General features: G+C 40.3%; 23 protein-coding genes. 1 reads left to right on the plus strand and 22 read right to left on the minus strand.

Features of this window, described 5'->3' with window-relative positions:
- Window positions 1-163 precede the first annotated feature (163 nt).
- The 17 genes from AC3G7N_RS17040 to AC3G7N_RS17120 all read right to left on the minus strand — a co-directional run bounded on the left by AC3G7N_RS17040 (window position 164) and on the right by AC3G7N_RS17120 (window position 16,184).
- Window positions 164-559, minus strand: a complete 396-nt coding sequence (locus AC3G7N_RS17040) for a F0F1 ATP synthase subunit epsilon (RefSeq protein WP_489423371.1) — start codon at window positions 557-559, stop codon at window positions 164-166.
- 120 nt (window positions 560-679) lie between these two features.
- Window positions 680-2,086, minus strand: coding sequence for a F0F1 ATP synthase subunit beta (gene atpD / locus AC3G7N_RS17045; protein WP_489423372.1), 1,407 nt, complete (start codon window positions 2,084-2,086; stop codon window positions 680-682).
- Between the two features lie 38 nt (window positions 2,087-2,124).
- Window positions 2,125-2,982 (minus strand): ATP synthase F1 subunit gamma, encoded by an 858-nt coding sequence (atpG, locus tag AC3G7N_RS17050; RefSeq protein WP_489423373.1) that lies wholly within the window; start codon window positions 2,980-2,982, stop codon window positions 2,125-2,127.
- Window positions 2,983-3,122: 140 nt separating this feature from the next.
- Window positions 3,123-4,631 carry a F0F1 ATP synthase subunit alpha gene (atpA, locus tag AC3G7N_RS17055; RefSeq protein WP_489423374.1) on the minus strand — a complete coding sequence of 503 codons (1,509 nt, stop codon included), beginning with the start codon at window positions 4,629-4,631 and terminating at the stop codon, window positions 3,123-3,125.
- A gap of 18 nt (window positions 4,632-4,649) precedes the next feature.
- Entirely contained in the window at window positions 4,650-5,195 is a 546-nt protein-coding gene (locus AC3G7N_RS17060) for a F0F1 ATP synthase subunit delta (protein ID WP_489423375.1), read from the minus strand.
- A complete protein-coding gene (gene atpF / locus AC3G7N_RS17065) occupies window positions 5,192-5,719 on the minus strand; it encodes a F0F1 ATP synthase subunit B (RefSeq protein ID WP_489423376.1) in 528 nt (175 codons plus the stop codon). Before atpF ends, AC3G7N_RS17060 begins: the two co-directional genes overlap by 4 nt.
- 288 nt (window positions 5,720-6,007) lie before the next feature.
- Complete coding sequence (atpE, locus tag AC3G7N_RS17070; RefSeq protein WP_089530638.1) at window positions 6,008-6,214, minus strand: F0F1 ATP synthase subunit C; 207 nt, start codon at window positions 6,212-6,214, stop codon at window positions 6,008-6,010.
- 94 nt (window positions 6,215-6,308) lie between these two features.
- A complete protein-coding gene (atpB, locus tag AC3G7N_RS17075; protein ID WP_489423377.1) occupies window positions 6,309-7,031 on the minus strand; it encodes a F0F1 ATP synthase subunit A in 723 nt (240 codons plus the stop codon).
- Between the two features lie 23 nt (window positions 7,032-7,054).
- Entirely contained in the window at window positions 7,055-7,423 is a 369-nt protein-coding gene (locus AC3G7N_RS17080) for an ATP synthase subunit I (protein WP_489423378.1), read from the minus strand.
- A gap of 496 nt (window positions 7,424-7,919) precedes the next feature.
- Window positions 7,920-10,094, minus strand: a complete 2,175-nt coding sequence (locus AC3G7N_RS17085; protein WP_489423379.1) for a S8 family serine peptidase — start codon at window positions 10,092-10,094, stop codon at window positions 7,920-7,922.
- 207 nt (window positions 10,095-10,301) lie between these two features.
- Window positions 10,302-11,414, minus strand: a complete 1,113-nt coding sequence (gene wecB / locus AC3G7N_RS17090) for a non-hydrolyzing UDP-N-acetylglucosamine 2-epimerase (protein WP_489423380.1) — start codon at window positions 11,412-11,414, stop codon at window positions 10,302-10,304.
- 19 nt (window positions 11,415-11,433) lie between these two features.
- A complete protein-coding gene (gene upp, locus AC3G7N_RS17095; RefSeq protein WP_489423381.1) occupies window positions 11,434-12,063 on the minus strand; it encodes a uracil phosphoribosyltransferase in 630 nt (209 codons plus the stop codon).
- A 306-nt stretch (window positions 12,064-12,369) separates the two neighbouring features.
- Window positions 12,370-13,605: a serine hydroxymethyltransferase gene (gene glyA / locus AC3G7N_RS17100; protein ID WP_489423382.1), complete on the minus strand. Its 1,236-nt coding sequence runs from the start codon at window positions 13,603-13,605 to the stop codon at window positions 12,370-12,372.
- 25 nt (window positions 13,606-13,630) lie between these two features.
- Window positions 13,631-14,206, minus strand: a complete 576-nt coding sequence (locus AC3G7N_RS17105) for a TIGR01440 family protein (RefSeq protein ID WP_489423383.1) — start codon at window positions 14,204-14,206, stop codon at window positions 13,631-13,633.
- Window positions 14,207-14,257: 51 nt separating this feature from the next.
- On the minus strand, window positions 14,258-14,698 hold the full coding sequence (gene rpiB / locus AC3G7N_RS17110; RefSeq protein WP_489423384.1) for a ribose 5-phosphate isomerase B: 441 nt from the start codon (window positions 14,696-14,698) through the stop codon (window positions 14,258-14,260).
- Between the two features lie 55 nt (window positions 14,699-14,753).
- Window positions 14,754-15,359: an arsenate reductase/protein-tyrosine-phosphatase family protein gene (locus AC3G7N_RS17115; RefSeq protein WP_489423385.1), complete on the minus strand. Its 606-nt coding sequence runs from the start codon at window positions 15,357-15,359 to the stop codon at window positions 14,754-14,756.
- A 270-nt stretch (window positions 15,360-15,629) separates the two neighbouring features.
- Window positions 15,630-16,184 (minus strand): manganese efflux pump MntP, encoded by a 555-nt coding sequence (locus AC3G7N_RS17120; RefSeq protein ID WP_489423386.1) that lies wholly within the window; start codon window positions 16,182-16,184, stop codon window positions 15,630-15,632.
- Between the two features lie 246 nt (window positions 16,185-16,430).
- On the opposite strand from AC3G7N_RS17120, the gene AC3G7N_RS17125 reads away from it, so the two are divergent.
- Window positions 16,431-16,832: a hypothetical protein gene (locus AC3G7N_RS17125; RefSeq protein ID WP_489423387.1), complete on the plus strand. Its 402-nt coding sequence runs from the start codon at window positions 16,431-16,433 to the stop codon at window positions 16,830-16,832.
- 69 nt (window positions 16,833-16,901) lie between these two features.
- On the opposite strand, the gene AC3G7N_RS17130 is transcribed toward AC3G7N_RS17125, so the two are convergent.
- The 5 genes from AC3G7N_RS17130 to prfA all read right to left on the minus strand — a co-directional run bounded on the left by AC3G7N_RS17130 (window position 16,902) and on the right by prfA (window position 21,273).
- The gene (locus AC3G7N_RS17130) at window positions 16,902-17,930 is read right to left on the minus strand and encodes an L-threonylcarbamoyladenylate synthase (protein WP_489423388.1); all 1,029 of its coding nucleotides are present in this window, start codon (window positions 17,928-17,930) and stop codon (window positions 16,902-16,904) included.
- Between the two features lie 156 nt (window positions 17,931-18,086).
- Window positions 18,087-18,491, minus strand: coding sequence for a GNAT family N-acetyltransferase (locus tag AC3G7N_RS17135; RefSeq protein ID WP_489423389.1), 405 nt, complete (start codon window positions 18,489-18,491; stop codon window positions 18,087-18,089).
- Between the two features lie 64 nt (window positions 18,492-18,555).
- Window positions 18,556-19,158, minus strand: coding sequence for a stage II sporulation protein R (gene spoIIR, locus AC3G7N_RS17140; protein WP_489423390.1), 603 nt, complete (start codon window positions 19,156-19,158; stop codon window positions 18,556-18,558).
- 200 nt (window positions 19,159-19,358) lie between these two features.
- Window positions 19,359-20,189 carry a peptide chain release factor N(5)-glutamine methyltransferase gene (gene prmC, locus AC3G7N_RS17145; protein ID WP_489423391.1) on the minus strand — a complete coding sequence of 277 codons (831 nt, stop codon included), beginning with the start codon at window positions 20,187-20,189 and terminating at the stop codon, window positions 19,359-19,361.
- A 13-nt stretch (window positions 20,190-20,202) separates the two neighbouring features.
- Window positions 20,203-21,273 carry a peptide chain release factor 1 gene (prfA, locus tag AC3G7N_RS17150; RefSeq protein WP_489423392.1) on the minus strand — a complete coding sequence of 357 codons (1,071 nt, stop codon included), beginning with the start codon at window positions 21,271-21,273 and terminating at the stop codon, window positions 20,203-20,205.
- Window positions 21,274-21,350: the final 77 nt, after the last annotated feature.

Below are 21,350 nucleotides of genomic sequence, written 5' to 3' on the forward strand. Positions count from 1 at the left end.
AACGTTGATATACCAGATTGAGCATTGATATCCCTGATCGAACGTTGATATACCAGATTGAGTGTTGATATCCCTAATCGAACGTGGATATACCAGATCGAGCGTTGATATTTCGAATCCATAATATAAAAAGTCTCCCATCCATAATGAGAGACTTTTCATGCTAACGAGTAATGTCCAATCGGTTCATTGCTCGTTTGAGTGCTAATTCTGCCCGCTGGAAGTCGATATCGTCTTGTTTGGTTTGTAGGCGATTTTCAGCGCGTGTTCTAGATTGCTCTGCACGCTCCACGTTAATTTCTGAAGGTTTTTCCGCAGATTGAGCAAGTATTGTTACTTTATCTGGGCGTACTTCCAGAAATCCGCCACTGACAGCGATTCGTTCCACATCGTTTCCGCGCATTAAACGAACAGCGCTTATGGTTAATGGAGCGACTAAAGGGATGTGTCCTGGAAGAATACCAAGCTCCCCGTTTTCTGCTTTACAGCTTACCATCTCAAAACTATCTTCCATTACTGGACCATCAGGAGTAACAACACTCACAGTTAGTGTTTTCAATGTAACCCCTCCTAGCGACTGATATATATGCGAAACAAAGATTTGAGTTTGAACTCACACTAAGTCCAACTGGTATAAAGGTTTTCTTAACCAGTTAATCATATATACCATGGTGTCGTTTTATTCCATTCCTTTTGCTTTTTCGATTACTTCTTCAATACGTCCAACCAAGCGGAATGCATCCTCTGGTAAGTCGTCGTGTTGTCCATCAAGAATTTCTCTGAACCCTTTAACAGCTTCTTTTAAAGGTACATAAGACCCTTTTTGTCCAGTAAACTGTTCAGCAACGTGGAAATTTTGTGACAAGAAGAATTGAATACGACGTGCACGGGATACAGTCTGTTTATCTTCATCAGAAAGTTCATCCATACCTAAAATTGCAATAATATCTTGTAGTTCTTTATATTTTTGTAACGTTTGTTGAACCTCTGTTGCAACCTCATAATGGTCTTTCCCAACAACCTCAGGGTCAAGTGCACGAGAAGTTGATGCCAGCGGATCCACTGCTGGATAAATACCTTGCTCAGATAGTTTACGATCCAGGTTTGTTGTTGCATCTAAATGCGCAAACACTGTTGCTGGAGCTGGGTCAGTATAGTCATCGGCAGGTACGTAAATCGCCTGGATTGATGTAACTGAACCTTTATCTGTTGAGGTAATACGTTCTTGTAGTTGGCCCATTTCTGTTGCTAGTGTTGGTTGGTAACCAACAGCAGATGGCATACGTCCAAGTAATGCAGACACCTCTGAACCAGCCTGTGTGAAACGGAAAATGTTATCAACGAAGAACAGAACGTCTTGCCCTTGTTCATCACGGAAATATTCAGCCATAGTTAAGCCTGTTAATGCTACACGCATACGTGCACCAGGTGGCTCGTTCATTTGACCAAATACCATAGCTGTTTTCTTGATAACTCCTGAATCGCTCATTTCGAAATAAAGGTCATTACCTTCACGCGTACGTTCACCAACACCTGCGAACACTGAAATACCACCATGTTCTTGTGCAATGTTGTTAATTAATTCTTGGATTAATACAGTTTTACCTACACCGGCTCCACCAAACAAACCGATTTTACCACCTTTAATATAAGGTGCTAGAAGGTCAACTACCTTAATTCCAGTTTCTAAAATTTCTGTTTCCGTTGCTAAGTTTTCAAACTTAGGAGACTCACGGTGAATTGGATCGCGACGAATACCTGCGTCCATTGGTTCATCAAGATCAATATTGTCACCTAATACGTTAAATACGCGGCCAAGTGTATCTTCCCCAACCGGTACCGTAATTGGTCGACCTAAATCTACTGCTTCCATTCCACGCTTAACACCATCAGTTGATTGCATTGCAATTGTACGAACAGAGTTGTCACCTAGATGAAGTGCGACTTCTAATGTAAGTAAAAAGCTTGCATCTGAATCCGCATTAACCGTAACAGTTACAGCGTTATAAATTTCTGGGAGATTTCCGTCTTCGAACTTAACATCGATTACCGGTCCCATGACTTGTGTAATGTGTCCTGTACTCATCGATTTCCCTCCTTACTAACTTATCAATTGGTCAAGTGTTATTCTAATGCCGCTACCCCACCAATAATTTCTGTGATTTCCTGTGTAATAGCCGCTTGACGTGCACGGTTATACGACAATGATAGATCATCGACAATATCATCTGCATTATCAGAAGCACTACGCATTGCGGTCATTCGCGCCGCGTGTTCACTAGCTTTCCCATCTAACAGCGCGCCATAAATAAGGCTCTCTGCATACTGTGGTAGAAGCACTTCTAAGATCTTTTCTTGATCTGGTTCATATTCATATTGACTTGTATTGCTGCTTCCAGTTTGGATTGTTGTAAGTGGAAGAGCCTTTTTCTGGATAACCTCCTGTGAGATAACACTCACATAGTGGTTAAAGAAAATGTTTAACTCATCAATTTCTTCATTTATAAACATTTGCACCGTGTCATATGTTAATTCTTTAATCTCTGCAAAGTCTGGCTGATCTGCAATACCAATAATATGTTTTGTTACTGGCATATTGCGCTTTTTGCAGAACTCATAACCGATACGTCCTACAGCAATTACGGTATATTCATCTTTGGACTGATGATTAGCCGTTATTGTTTTGTATAATTTACGAAGTACACTACTGTTGTAGGCTCCAGCTAAACCACGGTCTGATGTGATGACAAGATACCCTGTCTTTTTCACTTCCCGTGATTGTAGCATAGGATGACTTGCACTAGTACTCTGGGCAATATTCGCCACAACTTCTTGTATCTTCTCACTATAAGGTACAAAAGATTTTGCGTTTTGTTCTGCCCGGTTCAATTTTGAAGCAGATACCATTTGCATTGCCTTGGTTATCTTTTTCGTTTTTTTGGTTGAATCAATACGACTTTTTATATCTCTAAGTGATGCCAAGCTTTTTCACCACCCTTTCATTCAAAGGTTGCTTGCATTTTAATTCATTAGCTAGCACAGTAGTGACCGATTTGGTGCAAGATCCGCTGATCTAGTCTAACCGCGAATGCCGCCGCAATCGATCCACGCTGCTTCTATTATTAATTACTTGGTAAGAATGTTTTCTTAAATCCTTCAACTGCATTATTCAAATCTTCCGCTTCTGGCAGCTTTCCTGTATCACGAATAGTCGCAAGTACTTCTTTGCCATTTTGATCAAGCCATAAATGGAACTCACTTTCGAAACGGGTGATGTCCTCTACAGGAATATCATCTAAGAAACCTTTTGTTAATGCATAGATAATCATTACTTGTTTTTCAACAACTAACGGCTTGTGTAAGCCTTGTTTTAGTACTTCAACAGTACGTTGCCCACGGTTTAGTTTCGCTTGTGTTGCTTTATCAAGGTCAGAACCAAACTGCGCGAATGCCTCTAGCTCACGATAAGAGGCCAAATCTAGACGAAGTGTACCAGCAACTTTTTTCATTGCTTTAATTTGTGCAGATCCACCAACACGTGATACCGATAACCCTGCGTTGATTGCTGGACGAACACCTGAGAAGAATAAATCTGATTGTAAGAAGATTTGTCCGTCTGTGATCGAGATTACGTTTGTCGGGATATATGCGGAAATATCGCCTGCTTGTGTTTCAACAAATGGTAGTGCAGTCATCGAACCGCCACCTTTTGCGTCACTTAGCTTCGCTGCACGTTCTAGTAAACGTGAATGTAGGTAAAATACGTCACCTGGAAATGCTTCACGACCTGGTGGACGACGTAATAATAAGGAAAGTTCACGGTATGCAACCGCCTGTTTTGATAAGTCATCATACACGATTAATACGTGCTTCCCGTTGTACATGAATTCTTCACCCATTGATACACCCGTATATGGAGCAAGGTATGATAATGGAGCAGGATCAGATGCACCTGCTGATACAACGATTGTATAATCTAGTGCACCATAGCGGCGAAATGTCTCAACTGTTCCACGAACGGTTGATTCTTTTTGGCCAATTGCTACGTATATACAAATCATATCCTGATCTTTCTGATTGATGATAGCATCTACTGCAACAGTTGTTTTACCAGTCTGACGGTCACCGATAATTAGTTCACGCTGTCCACGTCCGATTGGTACAATTGCGTCGATTGCTTTAATACCAGTTTGCAGTGGTTCGTCAACTGACTTACGATCCATTACTCCTGGTGCAGCTGCTTCAATTGGGCGTGATTTTGTAGTTTCAGCAGGACCTCTACCATCGATTGGTTGTCCTAATGGGTTAACAACACGTCCAAGCAACTCTTCTCCAACAGGTACTTGCATAATGCGACCTGTACGACGAACTTCATCGCCTTCTTTAATTCCTGTATACGGTCCAAGGATAACAATACCAACATTACTTTCCTCAAGGTTTTGTGCTAATCCCATTACACCATTAGAAAATTCAACTAGCTCTCCAGACATGACATTGTCAAGACCGTGAGCACGTGCGATACCGTCACCAATTTCAATAACGGTTCCGACGTCACTTACTTCAATATCAGAATCGAAATTTTCGATTTGCTGTTTAATCAGCGTACTGATTTCTTCAGCTTTGATGCTCATACCATTTCACCCCTATCATCATTTGTTTGCAGTTACAATACTCCGTTCGATGCGTTTCAGTTTTCCACTAATGGAACCATCATAAATCGTGTTCCCCATGCGAAGTTTGATACCACCAATAATCGAAGGATCAACTTTATTTACAAGCTTGATTGCTTTTTTCTGAAACCGTTTTGCAAATGTATTACTAAGTTTTTGAATTTCTTCGGCCGATAATGCCTGAACAGAATATACGGTTGCTTCAGAAATCCCTTTTGCATCATTTGATAAGCGGATAAAGTGTTCCACAATAGATGGCAAAAGTTCTACGCGATTACGTTCTACAAGTAATTTCATTGTGTTTATCATATCGGCAGAAAATCCTTGAAACACTTCCATGACAAACTGCTTCTTCTTATCATTTTCCACACGCGGATGCATTAAGAATGTTAGAAGCTTTTTGTTCTGCGCGAATACCTCTTGCATCACACCAGCTTCTTCTTCTAAGTTATCCAGTGTCAATTTTTCAGATCCAAGTTGAAAAAGAGCCTCAGCATAACGTTTAGCAACTACTGCTTCACTCATCGCTCTTCTCCTACCTCTTGAATGTATTCATTGATCAGTTTTTCCTGATCTTCTGCATTAATTTCTTTTTCAATAACTTTGGTTGCAATTAGAACGGATAAAGATGCCACTTTATCTTGTAATGCTTGGATGGCTCTTTCTTTTTCATTCTTAATTTCTTCTTGAGCTGAAATCTTGATGCGTTCTGCCTCTTTACGTGCAGTCTCGATGATTTCCTGCTCTTGCTTCACACCGATGTTTTTCGCATCTTCTACGATTCTCTGTGCTTCTTCTTTCGTTTGACGCAACTGTTCTGTCGCTGCTTTAGACGCTTGCTCTGCTTCAGCACGGTTTTGTTCAGCAATTTCAATTTCATTTGCTACATATTCTTCACGCTTTTGCATCATTCCTATGATAGGACCCCATGCATATTTTTTAACCAAGAATAATAATACGATAAAGAAGAATAGTTGGGTTAGCATGTCACCGACATGAAGCCCTCCAATTGCAGCATTTAGTGTAGAAAACCCAGTGAATGCTTGCACAGAATTCACTCCTTTCACCTAACTTTGTGGGCATTACCTATTTATTTAATGTTTCATTTCAATTATCAGGGGTATTAGAAAACTTGGCTTATCGCCAAGCTTTAATGGCGAAAGCCTTAGTTGTACTTATACTGATATCCATAAAAAACTATACTTTCCTATCAGTGTAAAAATAAGGGCGAAGATTCTATTGGTAGACATTCTCCGCCATTTTTAAAGTCCAGCTCCAACGCCCATTAGCCTCCTTACGATAAGTCGACATCGAACAGGCGTTTGCGCTTCTGTTTATTACATAACTAATAGTGCGATAACTACTGCGATAATCGGCATTGCCTCAACTAAACCTACACCAATAAACATTGTAGTTTGAAGTTGGCTTTTAAGTTCTGGTTGACGAGCAATTCCCTCAACTGTACGTGATACGATCATACCGTTACCTACACCAGCACCTAATGCTGCTAGTCCTACTGCTATTGCCGCTGCTAATGATCCCATAATATAAATCCTCCTCGAAGTATGTTTTTAGTTTTATTTCCTGCCACAACAGCCATGCTGCTGAGCTAGGTTAATACACAATTTTTACTAAATCTTAATGATCGCTACTTACTTTGTGTGACATGTAAACCATAGTCAACATGGTGAAAATAAATGCTTGAATTCCACCGATGAACAAACTAAATCCTTGCCATGCCAACATTGGTATTGCACCACCAAGGAAGCCTAAGATGCCAGAAGCTGTTACACCTGCTAATAACCCCAGTAACACCTCTCCCGCATAAATATTACCAAATAGACGAAGACCGAGTGTTAGGGTGTTTGCAAATTCTTCAATTATCTTAATAGGCAGGAATACCGGAAACGGTTTTAAGAAATCCTTACCGTATTCTTTCGCACCTTTTAACTTGATACCATAAAAATGTGTTAATAGGATAACCATTACTGCTAGTGATAGTGTTACACCTGGATCAGATGTAGGCGATTTCCACCATAGATCATGGCCGAACACTGCCATGAATGCTACCCCCATTAAGTTACTGACAAGAATGTATGTGATAAGTGTCAACCCTAGCGGTAAGAAAATCTTACCTGTTCTCCAATCCATCGTGTCGTTAATCATGCCTTTTATGAAATCAACGACCCACTCCATAAAATTCTGAGTGCCAGTCGGTTTCATTTGTAATGTTTTTGCCCCTAGAACGGAAAGAATGAATACAATTGTGGAAGCGATCGCAATCATTAAAACATTAGACAAGTTAAAATCAAGCCAGGATATCCCTAATACATCTTCTACTATTGGTGCTGTATGGTTCACGTTATTCACCCCTCTCTCAAGCACTAATCTTTAAATCTGAACACCATAAAATCTATCATAATGACGATATAAGATGTCATTAAACCAATTATTACGGCTGTGACGTGAAAATAATCTTCAAAACGAAGTGTAATGATTACTGCTAACGCGACGGCAGCCAAGCGCGATACAGTACCAAGTCCTTTTGCGGATTGCTTTTTTGCTACGGCCTCTCCAAAGTCGTAAACCTTCTTTTGCAAGATCCATAAATTATAAAAACTAACTATAGATCCTAAAAGAAGTCCGAGGAAGATACTAAGAAAGGGGGTGAACCCTGCTCCAAGTACCAATAATGCGAGAAGGTAGAGCATCCACTTGCGTTGCCGGGGTATCATATTTTCATATTGCTTCATGATTTAGTATGCCCCCGTCAATGATAGCTCTGAATTCTACCTTTAAAATAGTAGGTTCTTATGATGAGCTTGTTGCATCTTATCCAGGAAATATTCCAACAAATTTGCTACCGGTTAGAAGTAGGTTTATTACCCAGATGGTTTGATTCATCCTTACGCGAATATGTAAGAAAAATCAGTTCTTTTGTAGAAAGATTTTCTATGCTTATGCACTGTCAAGACGACATAAAAACATAATTATTGCAGTATACTGAAAACCTTATCATTCCACACTACGCAAGTGTACAATAGCGGTTGAGTGTTGTCAATTAGTTTGTGAGATAAAATACAATAGGAAAAATAGGTATTTTTCTCAGTTTTTAGGAAGCGTATATGCGCGCTTTATGCGACAAACTCTGCATAAACTTTTCACACGATATACACTTCCCCATAACACTCTACTTTTAGTATAAAGGATAAGTGGGTGTAATTGCGTGACGGTTTTGTGAACGATTATTTATTCCGTCAGCTGTAATTCCGTTAAATAACTATCATAGGTTCCATCGCTTAATGTTACAGTTACAAGTACCTTATATCTACCAGAAACATTCACTTCTTTTTCATCCAAATAACCCTCATTCATTCCTACAACTGGTTCGTCAATTTCAAATAGTGTTTTCTCGTGAACGAGAGTATCTGGATTGTATAAATCAACTGTTAAATGCTCAACTCCATCTGTCACATACATGCGGTAAACGTACGTATCATCTGAAAAGGCCTTTAATGTGAATTCTAGCCCCATTGCCTTTTGAAAATCCCCTGTTTTATTTAGAAATAAATAAGGTAATTGATATTTTTTACTTTCACTGTTCAGTGCTAGATAACCCTGATGGATTCCTTCATCCAACCAGTTTGAGTTTACATCCACTTCTATCGGTACAGACTTTTTTCCATGTGGTTCAACAGTAAACTCACGCGGCAAGTGCCACCTTAGACCTCGTTGCTGGTTTGGAATGGTAAAGTGATAACTTTGTGCATCATTAGAAGTATTCTCTACTGTTAAATTTACTTTTTTCTCATCTGCATGCTGTTCAACTTTTCCAAGGGATAACAAGGGCTCATGTAAAATGGTATCGGTTTGAATAGCTGCCTCAGGTTGAATCAACCCCATCCCTTGTGCAATTGGTTCTAAGATTTCACCACTTTCATCGTAAAATGGTTGAGCGGTTGTCTTTAATGCATTTGTTAGTTGATCGACTGTCCAGTTCGGATGCGCCTCTTTTACTAAAGCTAAGGCTCCTGCCACATGTGGTGCCGCCATACTTGTCCCTTGCAAGACTGCGTATCCACTTGGTATCGTGCTCAAAATATTGGCTCCAGGTGCAACAACATCCGGCTTGATATCCCAGTTCACTGTAACAGGGCCACGTGAACTGAATGATGCAATGGTCTTTGGAACTTCTTGATAGTTAGTTTCCATATAAAGGGTTTTTTCTTGAAGTTGGTTAATTAGCCACTCACCTGCCTTTTTTGAAATAGAAGCGACAGGGATTTGAATTGGGTTTTGTTGACTGTCGACAGATCCATTAAAGCTCCCCTTCTCATTGTTGTAAATGAGGACTGCAGCTGCACCCTTGTCTTGTGCCACTTTTGCCTTTTCATAAAAAGGAATCTTTTTACCGCGCTCCACTACCGCAATTTTTCCACGCAGATTACTTTCATTAATAGAGGTTATAGCATAGTCCTTGGTGAAGTTCCATGCCGGTGCGCCGCTCATTGCATGGAGTTGAATCGACTTGTCCTGAAGCGTATCGTAAAGGTAGGGAATTTTTTCCGGGTAGGTGGAAGCCCCGACAGATAACGCTTTTGATGCAGTTGCTGGAGAACCAACTGTCCAATTTGCCGGACCTGAATTACCATTAGCGATGACCACGGCCACGCCTAATTTCACCGCGCGATTCACTGCCACACTTGTAGGGAAATCAGGACCATTGACAGAATTACCAAGTGATAAATTGATAATATCAACACCATCAGCAATCGCTTGTTCCAGTGCAGCGATCACCTGAATAGATGTCCCACTACCTCCGGGCCCGAGTGCGCGATAAGCGTAAAGTTCCGCATCCGGCGCAACACCTTTAAACTCCCCATCGGCTGCGATAATTCCTGCCACATGTGTACCATGCAGCGTTGGAATACCTTGCTTCTGCAATGTTTCCATTGGGTCCTCATCAAGGTCTACTAAATCATAACCGCTAACATAATTGACATCCAGGTCAGGGTGACTGTAGTCAATACCGGTATCAATCACACCCACCTTCACTCCTTCGCCTGTATAGCGTGTATTGTTGAGGTTGTTTGGTGTAATCGCACTAGGCAGGGCTTTGGTTTGCTTAGCTGTTGCCTCGTATGTTCGAACGGGATGGACCGCCTTCACAAAATCAAGTGAACCCATATCTGTAAGATTACGAGGAGAAGATTTCAGTGCTAAACCATTGAACAACTTGTCAAAGGTTGCGACCACTTCCACGTATGGAAAATAAGTATGTAAATATTCCTCGCGCTTTTCAGGATCACCTTCCACTTCAATAATGATGGACACGAGCTTTTCTTCTTCTAGAGCATGTGTTGGAATTGGTTGTGCGGTGAGGATGAGTGCTATGATTAGAGTGAAACTGGTAAGTAATCGCATAATTTGTGACGTCCCCCTTTTTCTTATAGCTTTTGAAAAAAGGAGGAAAACATACATGCGGGGATGTGTAACTTTTAGTTTTTTAGAGAGAAGTTGTTTCGCGATATCAACGTTTATTTCTGGATATCAACGCTCGCCCCTTATCAACGGAAATTTTTCAAAGATAAAAGTGCCACCAATCTAATTGGCGACACTTTCATCAAAAACTTAGTTAAAATATCCAACAATCGCATCCGCAATTCGCTCAGACGCTTTTCCATCACCATATGGATTAGAGGCTTTCGACATTTTGTCGTGGCTACTTTTATCTGATAATAATTCGTTTGCTAAATTGAAAATCGTATCTTCATCAGTACCAGCTAACTTCAATGTTCCAGCATCGATTCCTTCTGGACGTTCAGTTGTGTCGCGAAGGACTAGTACTGGCACACCGAGGGACGGAGCTTCTTCTTGTACACCACCAGAGTCTGTCAAAATTAAATGAGCGCGAGATGCAAAGTTGTGAAAATCAACTACACCGAGCGGTTCGATTAACTTAATTCGTTTATCATCCCCAAGGATAGTTGCAGCTGTTTCTTGGACAACAGGATTTAAATGAACTGGATAAATCACTTGGATATCATCATGAGATTCGACTAGGCGTTTGATCGCTCGAAACATTTGCTTCATGTTGTTTCCAAGGTTTTCACGGCGATGCGCTGTCATAAGTACTAAGCGTTTATCACCGAGTTCTTCAAGAATCGGGCTATGATACGAAGCATCTACCGTTGTTTTTAATGCATCGATTGCGGTATTACCTGTTACAAAGATACGGTCCTCAGGCTTATTTTCATCCAGCAAATTTTTCTTTGACTTTTCTGTTGGAGAAAAATGCAGATCTGCCATAACACCGGTCAGCTGGCGGTTCATTTCTTCCGGATACGGGGAATATTTATCCCATGTGCGTAGTCCGGCTTCCACGTGACCAACCGCAATTTGGTTGTAATAAGCTGCTAGAGATGCCGCGAAAGTTGTTGTTGTATCACCATGTACAAGCACAATATCTGGTTGCGTTTCTTTCATCACATCATCTAAACCTTCTAATGCACGCGTTGTAATTTGCGCGAGCGTTTGCCGTGGTTTCATGATATCGAGATCATAATCCGGTGTAATATCAAAAATCTCCAAAACCTGATCTAACATTTCTCGATGTTGAGCTGTAACTGTTACAATTGGTTCGATTTCACGCTTGCGTTTTTTTAGCTCCAAAACAAGTGGAGCCATTTTTATTGCTTCCGGTCTTGTTCCAAATATCGTCATTACTTTAATCCGTTTATTCATCTATTAGCCACTCCGTCGATTATTTTGTTCCGTACAAACGGTCACCTGCATCACCAAGTCCTGGGATGATATAAGCATCTTCATCTAACTTTTCATCAAGTGCTGCAATATATATATCAACATCTGGATGTTCTTCTTTTAGTCTTTCCACGCCCTCGGGTGCGGCGATTAAGCACATAAAACGAATTTGTTTCGCACCACGTTTTTTCAATGCTTGAATAGCATCACACGCCGATCCACCAGTTGCAAGCATTGGATCGATTACAATTAGTTCACGTTCTTCAATATCTGAAGGAAGTTTCACATAATATTCTACCGGCTGAAGGGTTTCTGGGTCACGGTATAATCCTACATGACCAACCCTGGCGGCTGGAATCAGCTTCAACATCCCATCGAGCATCCCAAGCCCTGCGCGAAGAATTGGAATTAAGCCAATCTTTTTCCCAGCGAGTACCTTCGTTTTCGTCTCCATTACTGGTGTATCAATTGTTTTATCTAGTAAAGGAAGATCACGCGTGATTTCAAAAGCCATTAACATTGCTACTTCATCAACAAGTTCCCGAAATTCCTTCGTTCCTGTATTTTTATCTCTTATGTACGTTAATTTGTGTTGAATTAACGGATGATCTAGTACGAGTACTTTTCCCATTTTGCCGACCACTCCTTCAAATTTCTTGCATCTATAAAATTGTACTGAAAAATCGACAGTCTTTCAAGTATGGGTCGGATTTTGTTTTTTGATGATGTATTTTGCAATCGCGCAGTTAGGTGCTCAAATCGCTCGGTAAATACAAGAATCGCGCAACCTACCTCTCGAATCACGCATTGCCAGGTTTAATGCGCGAATAACTTACTGCTTGTGCGCGATTTCAATTAGTTTTCGAACGATAAGCAATCACCACCGCTCGATTTCCTGGTTAAAAGAAAAAGCGCCCCATTTAGGAGCGCCAATTTATTATGCATAAAGCGGATGTTTATTTGTTAATGTATACACACGGTCTGCCGCTTCTTTTAATTTTGTTTCGTCTTCGTGATTTTTCAATGTAAATGAAATAATTGAGGCGATCTCTTCCATTTCTTCCTTGCCAAATCCACGGGTTGTTACTGCGGCTGTACCAATACGAATGCCGCTTGTTACAAATGGACTTTCCGCATCGAATGGAATCGTGTTTTTATTTGTTGTGATTCCGATATCGTCCAGTACTTTCTCAGCGATTTTACCTGTTAATCCAAGTGTCTTCACATCTAAAAGTAACAAATGGTTATCGGTGCCGCCTGAAACGATGCGAACCCCTTCACGCGTCAATGCTTCACCTAACATTTTTGCATTTTCAATAATTTGTTTTGAGTATACCTTAAAATCATCTGCCAACGCTTCCTTGAATGACGTTGCTTTTGCAGCAATTATGTGCATCAACGGTCCACCCTGCATACCAGGGAATACCGATTTATCAATCTTTTTTGCAAATTCTTCTTTACATAAAATCATGCCGCCACGTGGTCCGCGAAGTGTTTTATGTGTAGTCGTTGTTACAAAATCTGCGTACTCTACTGGGCTTTGGTGTAAGCCAGATGCTACTAAGCCAGCGATGTGCGCCATATCTACCATTAAATAAGCTCCAACAGCGTCGGCGATTTCGCGGAATTTGGCGAAATCAATGTGACGGGAATATGCACTTGCACCTGCTACGATTAGCTTCGGTTTTACTTCCTGTGCTTTTTTCAACACAACATCATAATCAAGCTGTTCTGTTTCTTTTTCTACGCCATAATCAACGAAATTATAAAGCGTTCCGCTAAAGTTAACTGGGCTACCATGTGTTAAGTGTCCGCCGTGGTTTAGGTTCATGCCAAGAACTGTATCACCAGGCTCTAGTACAGTGAAATATACCGCCATATTAGCCTGTGCCCCGGAGTGTGGTTGAACGTTTGCGTGCTCTGCTCCGAATAACTGTTTTGCTCTGTTTCGTGCTAAGTTTTCCACTACATCGACATGCTCACAGCCACCATAATAACGTTTACCCGGGTAGCCTTCCGCATATTTATTCGTTAAAACAGATCCCATCGCTTCCATTACTGCTTCCGATACAAAGTTTTCTGAAGCGATTAATTCGATTTTGTCATGTTGACGTTTTTTTTCATCTTGTATTGCCTGATATAATTCCTGATCTCCCTGTTTCACATGTTCCATATGTAGAACCTCCTATAGTTCAAAATTAATTACAGCTTTTATTTTCTGTTGTATTGGTATATATAGCTCGTTCCCCACCAATTAACTTTGGACGTGTCTTGGCTCCTGTTACACGCGCTTGCCCAATCAACTTTTGTGAAAAACGAAGAGGGATCGCAACATGTTTCAAATGCATGCCAATCATGGTATCTCCAATATCTACACCCGCTTGTGCTTGAACTTTTTCTACAAGAACTGGTTTAATCATGTTTTTAAAAGCATAAGTAGCCATAGAACCGCCTGCCCGCCGTGCTGGAATGGCAGATACTTCTTCATGATGATACGAATTGTATACCTCGCGTTCCATCACCAATGCCCGGTTTAAATGTTCACAGCACTGGAAAACGAGATTGACATTGGTTGCCTTTTTCAGGTCCATTAGACCAGCAAAAATAATGGCAGCCAATTCCTCGCTTCCAGATGTGCCAATGTGTTCCCCCGCAATTTCGCTTGTTGAACATCCAACGACGAAAAAATCACCAGGGTTAAGCTCATCACGTGTTATCCATTCATTTACAAGAGCATCGATGTTATCTTTCACTTGTTGATGTAAATCGATCACGAGCAATCACCTATTTCCATACAATTTAAAATTCAGGTGGTGCCTGACACCTTATTTTTCTTCGTAAGCGGTAACTTTTCCAATACGGTTGGCGTGACGGCCACCGTCAAATTCCGTTTCTAGCCATGTTCTTGCAATTTCGCGGGCTGCGCCTGGACCAATAACGCGCTCACCCATTGCAAGCACGTTTGAATCATTGTGTTGACGGGTTAATTTAGCGCTGTAGACGTCATGTACAAGTGCACAACGGATCCCTTTTACTTTGTTTGCCGAAATAGACATGCCAATTCCAGTGCCACAAATAAAAATCCCGCGATCAAATTCACCACTTGCAACTCGTTCCGCAGCAGGAAGAGCATAATCCGGATAATCTACAGAGCTTGTACAATCACAACCCGTATCTTCATATTCTATTTCTAATTCGTTTAGAAGCTCGATTACTTCATTACGAATGATCATTCCTGCGTGGTCTGCTGTTAAAATTATTTTCATGTTAACTCACTCCTTATCCATTAATTCCTGTAACTCTATTATGCACCATTTTGACTTATTTTTCGATTTTTTTAATTAGCTGATCAATGTACATTTCTAGTTCCTCTAATGTCGCTTGATAAACCTGCATATCTCCACCAAAAGGATCGGAAATATCGTAATTAATCAGACTTGATTCCAGTCGCTGTATCATTTGTAAATCGACGTGTAAATACTTGGCTAATTGCTGTTCTAAAGTATTTTGGTCCATTTTATGTTGATTTTCCTGAATAAAGGTAGATCGTTTTTCTTGATAGTCAGCATATGCAGCTTTAAGCTCCTGCCACACTTCCTTATCTGAATCGGATACATATTCTTTTAGGGTATAATATTTTTCTTGAAATTTAGGATGTTGCAATATCAATGACTGTTTATGTTGGGTAGTCATCGTCAACACAAGGTCTGACCAATGAAGTAACTTATCTGTAACTGGTTGTGAACGGTGATTTAACTTGATTCCTTTTAGATTAAGTGCTTCAATTGCCGTTTGATTTGTCCGTTGATTGAGACCCGCAAAAATACCCGCAGACTGAACAGCAGCATGCGGAAGTTTATCGGTTATTAACGCTTCGGCCATCGGGCTTCGACACGTATTTCCAGTACAAATAAACAAGATGTTCATAGTGTGTAACCTCCGGGTAATATCTTAAAATGCGTGTTCAAAAAGTCGGCAAATTAGAAACAAGAAGTTCGAGGCGGCGTAGTTTTGAGGATCGGAATGTAGGCTATTCCTACATGAGAACCGGAAAAACAAGCCAACGAAGAAATTCGCCTTTTATCATTTGGTGACTTTTTGAACATCCTCTTAAATGACTCTTGTTCAAACTATACCATAGAAAGAAGGTCACTGTCAGAAAAAATAAAACCAATTTTTGAGCGTGAACAACCATATCTAATTAAAAAGTAAAAGAATGCCAAAGACACAAAGAATGCTTCCACCTAACATTTCACTATATCCCCCGAGAAAACCGTGTACTTTTTTTCCTAGCATCATTCCAGCCCATGTTAACACCATGCTTGCACCACCAAAGAGAAGCAATGCAATAAAGGTTTTCACACCAGACATGCCAAGACTTAAACCAACTGAGAAGCTGTCCAAACTAACGCTTATCGCAAAAAGAATTAGACCAATTCCAGTAGGTTGGATGATTTTTTTTGCTTCATGATTAAAAGCTGAGAAAAACATTTGAGCACCAATTACAATCAATAAAAGGCTTCCAATAAAGATAGTGATATCTCCAATTTGGCCTGAAATAGCTTTTCCTAGCATGATACCGATAAAGGGCATGATCATATGAAAAACACCGATAACTATCCCTATGTATGCAATTCGTTTTAAACGGATCAACTGCATTCCCATCCCCAAACTAACAGAAAACGCATCCATCCCAAGTGCAAATGCCATAAACACTAAAGACACAAATTCCCCTACCTGTTCCTCAATCATCAACCATCCTCCTAAGACTCGTCCATAAAATGTATGCCAGTCCAAACGGGAATATGATGCGGAATTCGGGCGATGCATCGTAACACGCGAATCTTGTCGAATAATATTAGGCATTAGTTCCTAGTAATTTCGATTGAAAAATCGCTTGCTGTCTGAGTCTTTATTCTCAATCTCGAAAAATAGTGATCCATGTCGAAGGTGGATTTCGTAAGCTTAGTGAACGAAATAAAAAAGGAGGAATTTTTCATGTTCAAAACAATCACAACAGCAGGATTAGCATTAACTTTAGGGTTAGGAATCGCATCTACTGGTACGGTTTCAGCAGCAGAGGATGGCACAACTGTCCAAACAGGAGCTGACGTTAACACCAGTATAGAAAGTGAAGGGGATTCCTCAAGTTTCGATTTTGGTTCAGCTTTAGGTTTAGATTTAAATCTTGATAACGTGCTAGATTTTGATGAAGAAGGAAATAACAGCACTGGCTTAGAAGTTGGCACAAATGTAGAAGGATCTGTTGAAAGCGATGATGAATCAGATTCTGCAAGTGCTGATGTTGGTGCAGGTTTGGGTGCAGACCTAGATCTTGATAACGTTCTGGAATCTGAAGACGCGGAATCAGATGAAGGCTTGTTAAGCGATATCCTATAAAGTGAATGCACAAAAATAGTCAAAAAAGCGATCACTTAGGTGGTCGCTTTTTTTATGATCGTAATACGCTTACTTTATATAGTTAGCAGCTGCTTTTTGTAGGCGGTTCATAATCGCTTGCCCAATACCTTCTTCAGGGAATGCTTCACAAATAATAAGATCAATGTTTGCATTCTTAAATTGGCGTAATACATCGTAAAGATTAATGGCAATTTCAGCTAGATCATCACGGGATCCCAGCTGAATTACTTGATCTGCTTGAACCATGTTGGCTCTTTCGTCACTTGCCATCACACCAATTTTTTTTCCATTTTCTTGTTCATGGTCAATGATCTCCTGAAATTTACCCACTGAGGCTTCAACTAACCACAATGGTGCTTCTGGAGCATAGTGCGTATATTTCATGCCAGGTGCTATCGGTTTAATTCCATTTGCTAAAGCGGGGTCAACAAGAACAACACCAACAACCCCTTTAATTTGTTCCACCGTAATTCCACCCGGGCGTAGAATTATTGGGATTTCAGCCGTGCAATCAATTACTGTTGATTCCAAGCCAACACCAGTCGAGCCTCCGTCGATCAAACCACTAATTTTTTCATTTAAATCAAACCATACATGATCGGCAGTTGTTGGACTTGGCTTGCCTGAAATATTAGCACTTGGCGCTGCAATGGGAATATCCGCTTCTTTTAACAATTGTAAGGCTATAGGATGATCTGGAATCCGAACTCCAATTGTGGATAAACCAGCAGTTACATTTTTTGCACATGTGCCGTTACTTGGTAAAACAAACGTGATTGGACCTGGAGAAAAAGCGTCAATTAGTTTTGCTGCAGATTCAGGTAAGTTATCCACAAGAGCTGTTAATTGTGCTTTTGTTGCAACATGAGCAATTAATGGATTATCCGCAGGTCGACCTTTCGCCTTAAAAATCTTGCCAACCGCTTTTTCACTTGTTGCGTCAGCACCAAGCCCATATACTGTTTCAGTGGGAAAAGCAACCGTCATCCCGTCTCGCAGGAATCTTGCTGCCTCTTGAATAACCTTACTATTTATTTTTTCATTATCATGTAGATTCCATCGTACTGTATGTGTCATCGTTGCTACCTCATTTCTACCACCTAGTTTAATCGATGATAATAGAATTCGCAAAAGCAATGATTGACACGTTTCACTTTTGTGGACAAAATGTGTATAAGTTATGAATTATCCCCAGCTTATCCACGGATTGTTAACAAGTTTTGTGTTTAAACACTATGACACGTCATATGCCCACCAATGGCCGTTACTATTTTCTGGTATATTAACAATTGTTGCATTTTTTTGTGGACGAAACTGTAATGATTCTAATAAAATATCCACTAATGGTTGCTGACTGTGGACATACACACATGTCGCCTGGTTTTCTTTAGCAATGGTTAAAATAGATTCAATAATAACTGGTAATCCGTGTGCTGCCTGCTTGGTAACATGTAATTTTTTCAACCAGTGAACGCCATCTTCCATAACATCAAGGACGAAACAACCCTCGATTTGCTCATTAATCTGAACCACATAGCCTTTTTCCGTTAGTAGCAGGGACTTATCCACATCCTGATTATTTACTAAAAATTGGTCTAATCTCGCATTTGATACGTCTTTTGCTAGAATCAATTCCATCTATTTCACCTCTCCATTTACTAGTTTCAATCTATAAAACTATGTTATGCACGGTGGACTAGCATTATGACAGGCCTAACCATTCAAATAGAAAAAACTTTGCCTCAACAGGTTCCTCCTTTTGTTCCGTAGGTTCTACTTCACCAGCTTTTACAGACGCGACAGATGTTCCATTCGCAAAGTCTAGAAAACATAATGGTGGAAAAAGTACACACCACCAATTTGCTCCTTCTCCTTCTCCAAGTGTAATCAAGACTGCTTCATATTCTCCAGCTGGATAGATATAAGAACCATATAATTTTGTAGGAAATGATACGTTCGGTCCGTACTTTACTTCAAATACCTGTTCCTTATCCGCTTTCTTTAATGTATCTGCAACAATTGATTTTATTTCAGGAAGTCGAGCCTGTATTAGCTCCCGCGCTTCATTGATATCCGAAATATCTTTTACCCATTTAGAGATACTTGCATTAACCGCGTCACGTACGGATCGTTTAACATCTTGATCACGATCTCCATTACTATTTGCTAGAATTCGTAAGCGGATTGCATCATCCGGGATTACCTGATAACCCATCTTGTCGTCCATTTGTTTACTTACACCATTTAATGGCATTGATAAAAATATAATAAAAAATATAAGTACAAAAAATATGACCTTCTTCATTGTTCGTTCCCCCTCAACCGTTTGTTTTTAACAGTATGGGCGGGCGTGGATAATTTTAAACTAGTAAACTACTAAAAGTATAAGAAAATTTCAAACGGATGAATCGTCTTGGGTGGGAGGGGTGGAGTGGATCGACTTTACGCTGCTGGGGATCAACTTTAGTTTGGTCTGACAAAAGACTTATCCACAGGAGATAAGTCTTAGATCTTTGCTGAAATTATTCGGTTGTGCCCATTAATGTCTTTTATTACTGCTATATCAGCTTCTGGATATTTATTTTTTATTAACTTGGTTACTGCTTGACCTTGGTGATGACCAATTTCAAAAACTATTATTTTTACGCTAGATGGAATACTGTGGATAATTTGTTTATATGCCGCAAGTCCATCTTCATCCGCAAATAGTGCAAGATGTGGATCGAACCTTTTTACCGTATCCGACAAGGAAAGTTCATCAGATTTTGCGATATAAGGAGGATTGGAAACAATGATATCGGGATGTAGTTCATTTTTACTAATCGGTTGCAAAAAATCTCCTTGTAAAAAAGTGACTGTAGCGTTTAGTTTTTCTGCGTTTTGTATAGCAGTCTTCAAAGCCCGTTTCGATATATCTGTTGCATACACTTTGGCATTTGGCAGTTCCAGAGCCAACGTTATCGCAATAACACCGCTCCCTGTTCCCACATCAACCAGACTTAAATGTTTGTCTGGTGCAGATTGAATAACATGTTCAATTAATTCTTCCGTTTCAGGACGCGGGATAAGCACATCTTTGTTTACGAAAAACTCTCTGCCATAAAAAGATTCCACTCCAGTGATATGTTGGAGGGGAATCCCTGTTTCTGCATGGAGGACAAGAGACTTTTTAAACTTATCCACAATATCCACAGGAAGTGTCTCGCGCATATTTGCAAGAAAAGACGAACGCGGCATATCCAAATAATGCTGCAGTAACAGCTCCCCAATACGTGCTTCCCTTTGATGTTTTTTTAAAAAAAGAGAAGCCCATTGCAGGACTTCGTATTGTTTCATTTCATTTTCCATGTTATTCACCGATTTGCTCTAACTTTTTCGTTTGTTCTTCCATTTGTAACGCATCAATAAAGTCATCTAATTTTCCGGTTAAAATTTGATCAAGCTTTTGAATGGTTAAGTTAATTCGATGATCAGACACGCGGTTTTGCGGAAAATTATACGTGCGAATTCGTTCAGAACGGTCGCCGGTACCAACTGCTGACCTTCTATTCTCGTCATATTCAGCTTGCACTTCACTCTGGAACTTATCATAAACGCGTGCTCGCAATACTGTCATCGCCTTTTCTTTATTTTTAATCTGTGATTTGCCATCCTGGCAGGAGACTACAACACCAGTTGGCACGTGTGTTAGACGCACAGCAGACATGGTAGTATTAACACTTTGGCCACCAGGTCCACTTGATGCAAAGGTATCGACACGAATGTCATTTTCATGGATTTCCACCTCAACCTCTTCAGTCTCCGGCAAAACAGCTACTGTAGCGGTTGATGTATGAATGCGTCCACCAGATTCTGTCTCAGGAACACGCTGTACGCGATGTGCACCATTTTCGTATTTAAGTTTTGAATAGGCACCCTTACCGCTGATCATGAAAATAATTTCCTTGTATCCACCAACACCAGTTGTGCTGGCCTCAATAACTTCGGTCTTCCAGCCTTGAACCTCCGCATAACGCGAGTACATCTGGTACAAATCACCCGCAAACAATGCTGCTTCATCACCACCAGCTGCGCCACGGACCTCCATAATAACGTTCTTGTCATCATTTGGATCTTTAGGTAAAAGAAGTACTTTTATTTTTTCTTCTAGTTCTTCCTGTTTTTCTGCCAGTTCGGAAATTTCTGCTTTAACCATAGCCTGCATTTCATCGTCAAGCTTATCCTCAAGCATAACTTTGGCATCATCATACTGTTCTTTTACATCCTTATATTCACGATAAACCTGGATGACATCCTCAAGTCCAGATTGCTCCTTGGAATATTCACGTAATTTGTTTAGATCATTGATCACTTCAGGATCGCTAAGCATTTGATTTAATTTATCATAACGATCTTCTAACGATTGTAAACGTTCTAACAATCCGGCCACCTCTTTCTGATTACCAGTATAATTATAGTATACGAAAAGATGTAGGTCAAAGGTGACTTTGTTAGACG

This window comes from Virgibacillus carmonensis (assembly GCF_057836705.1).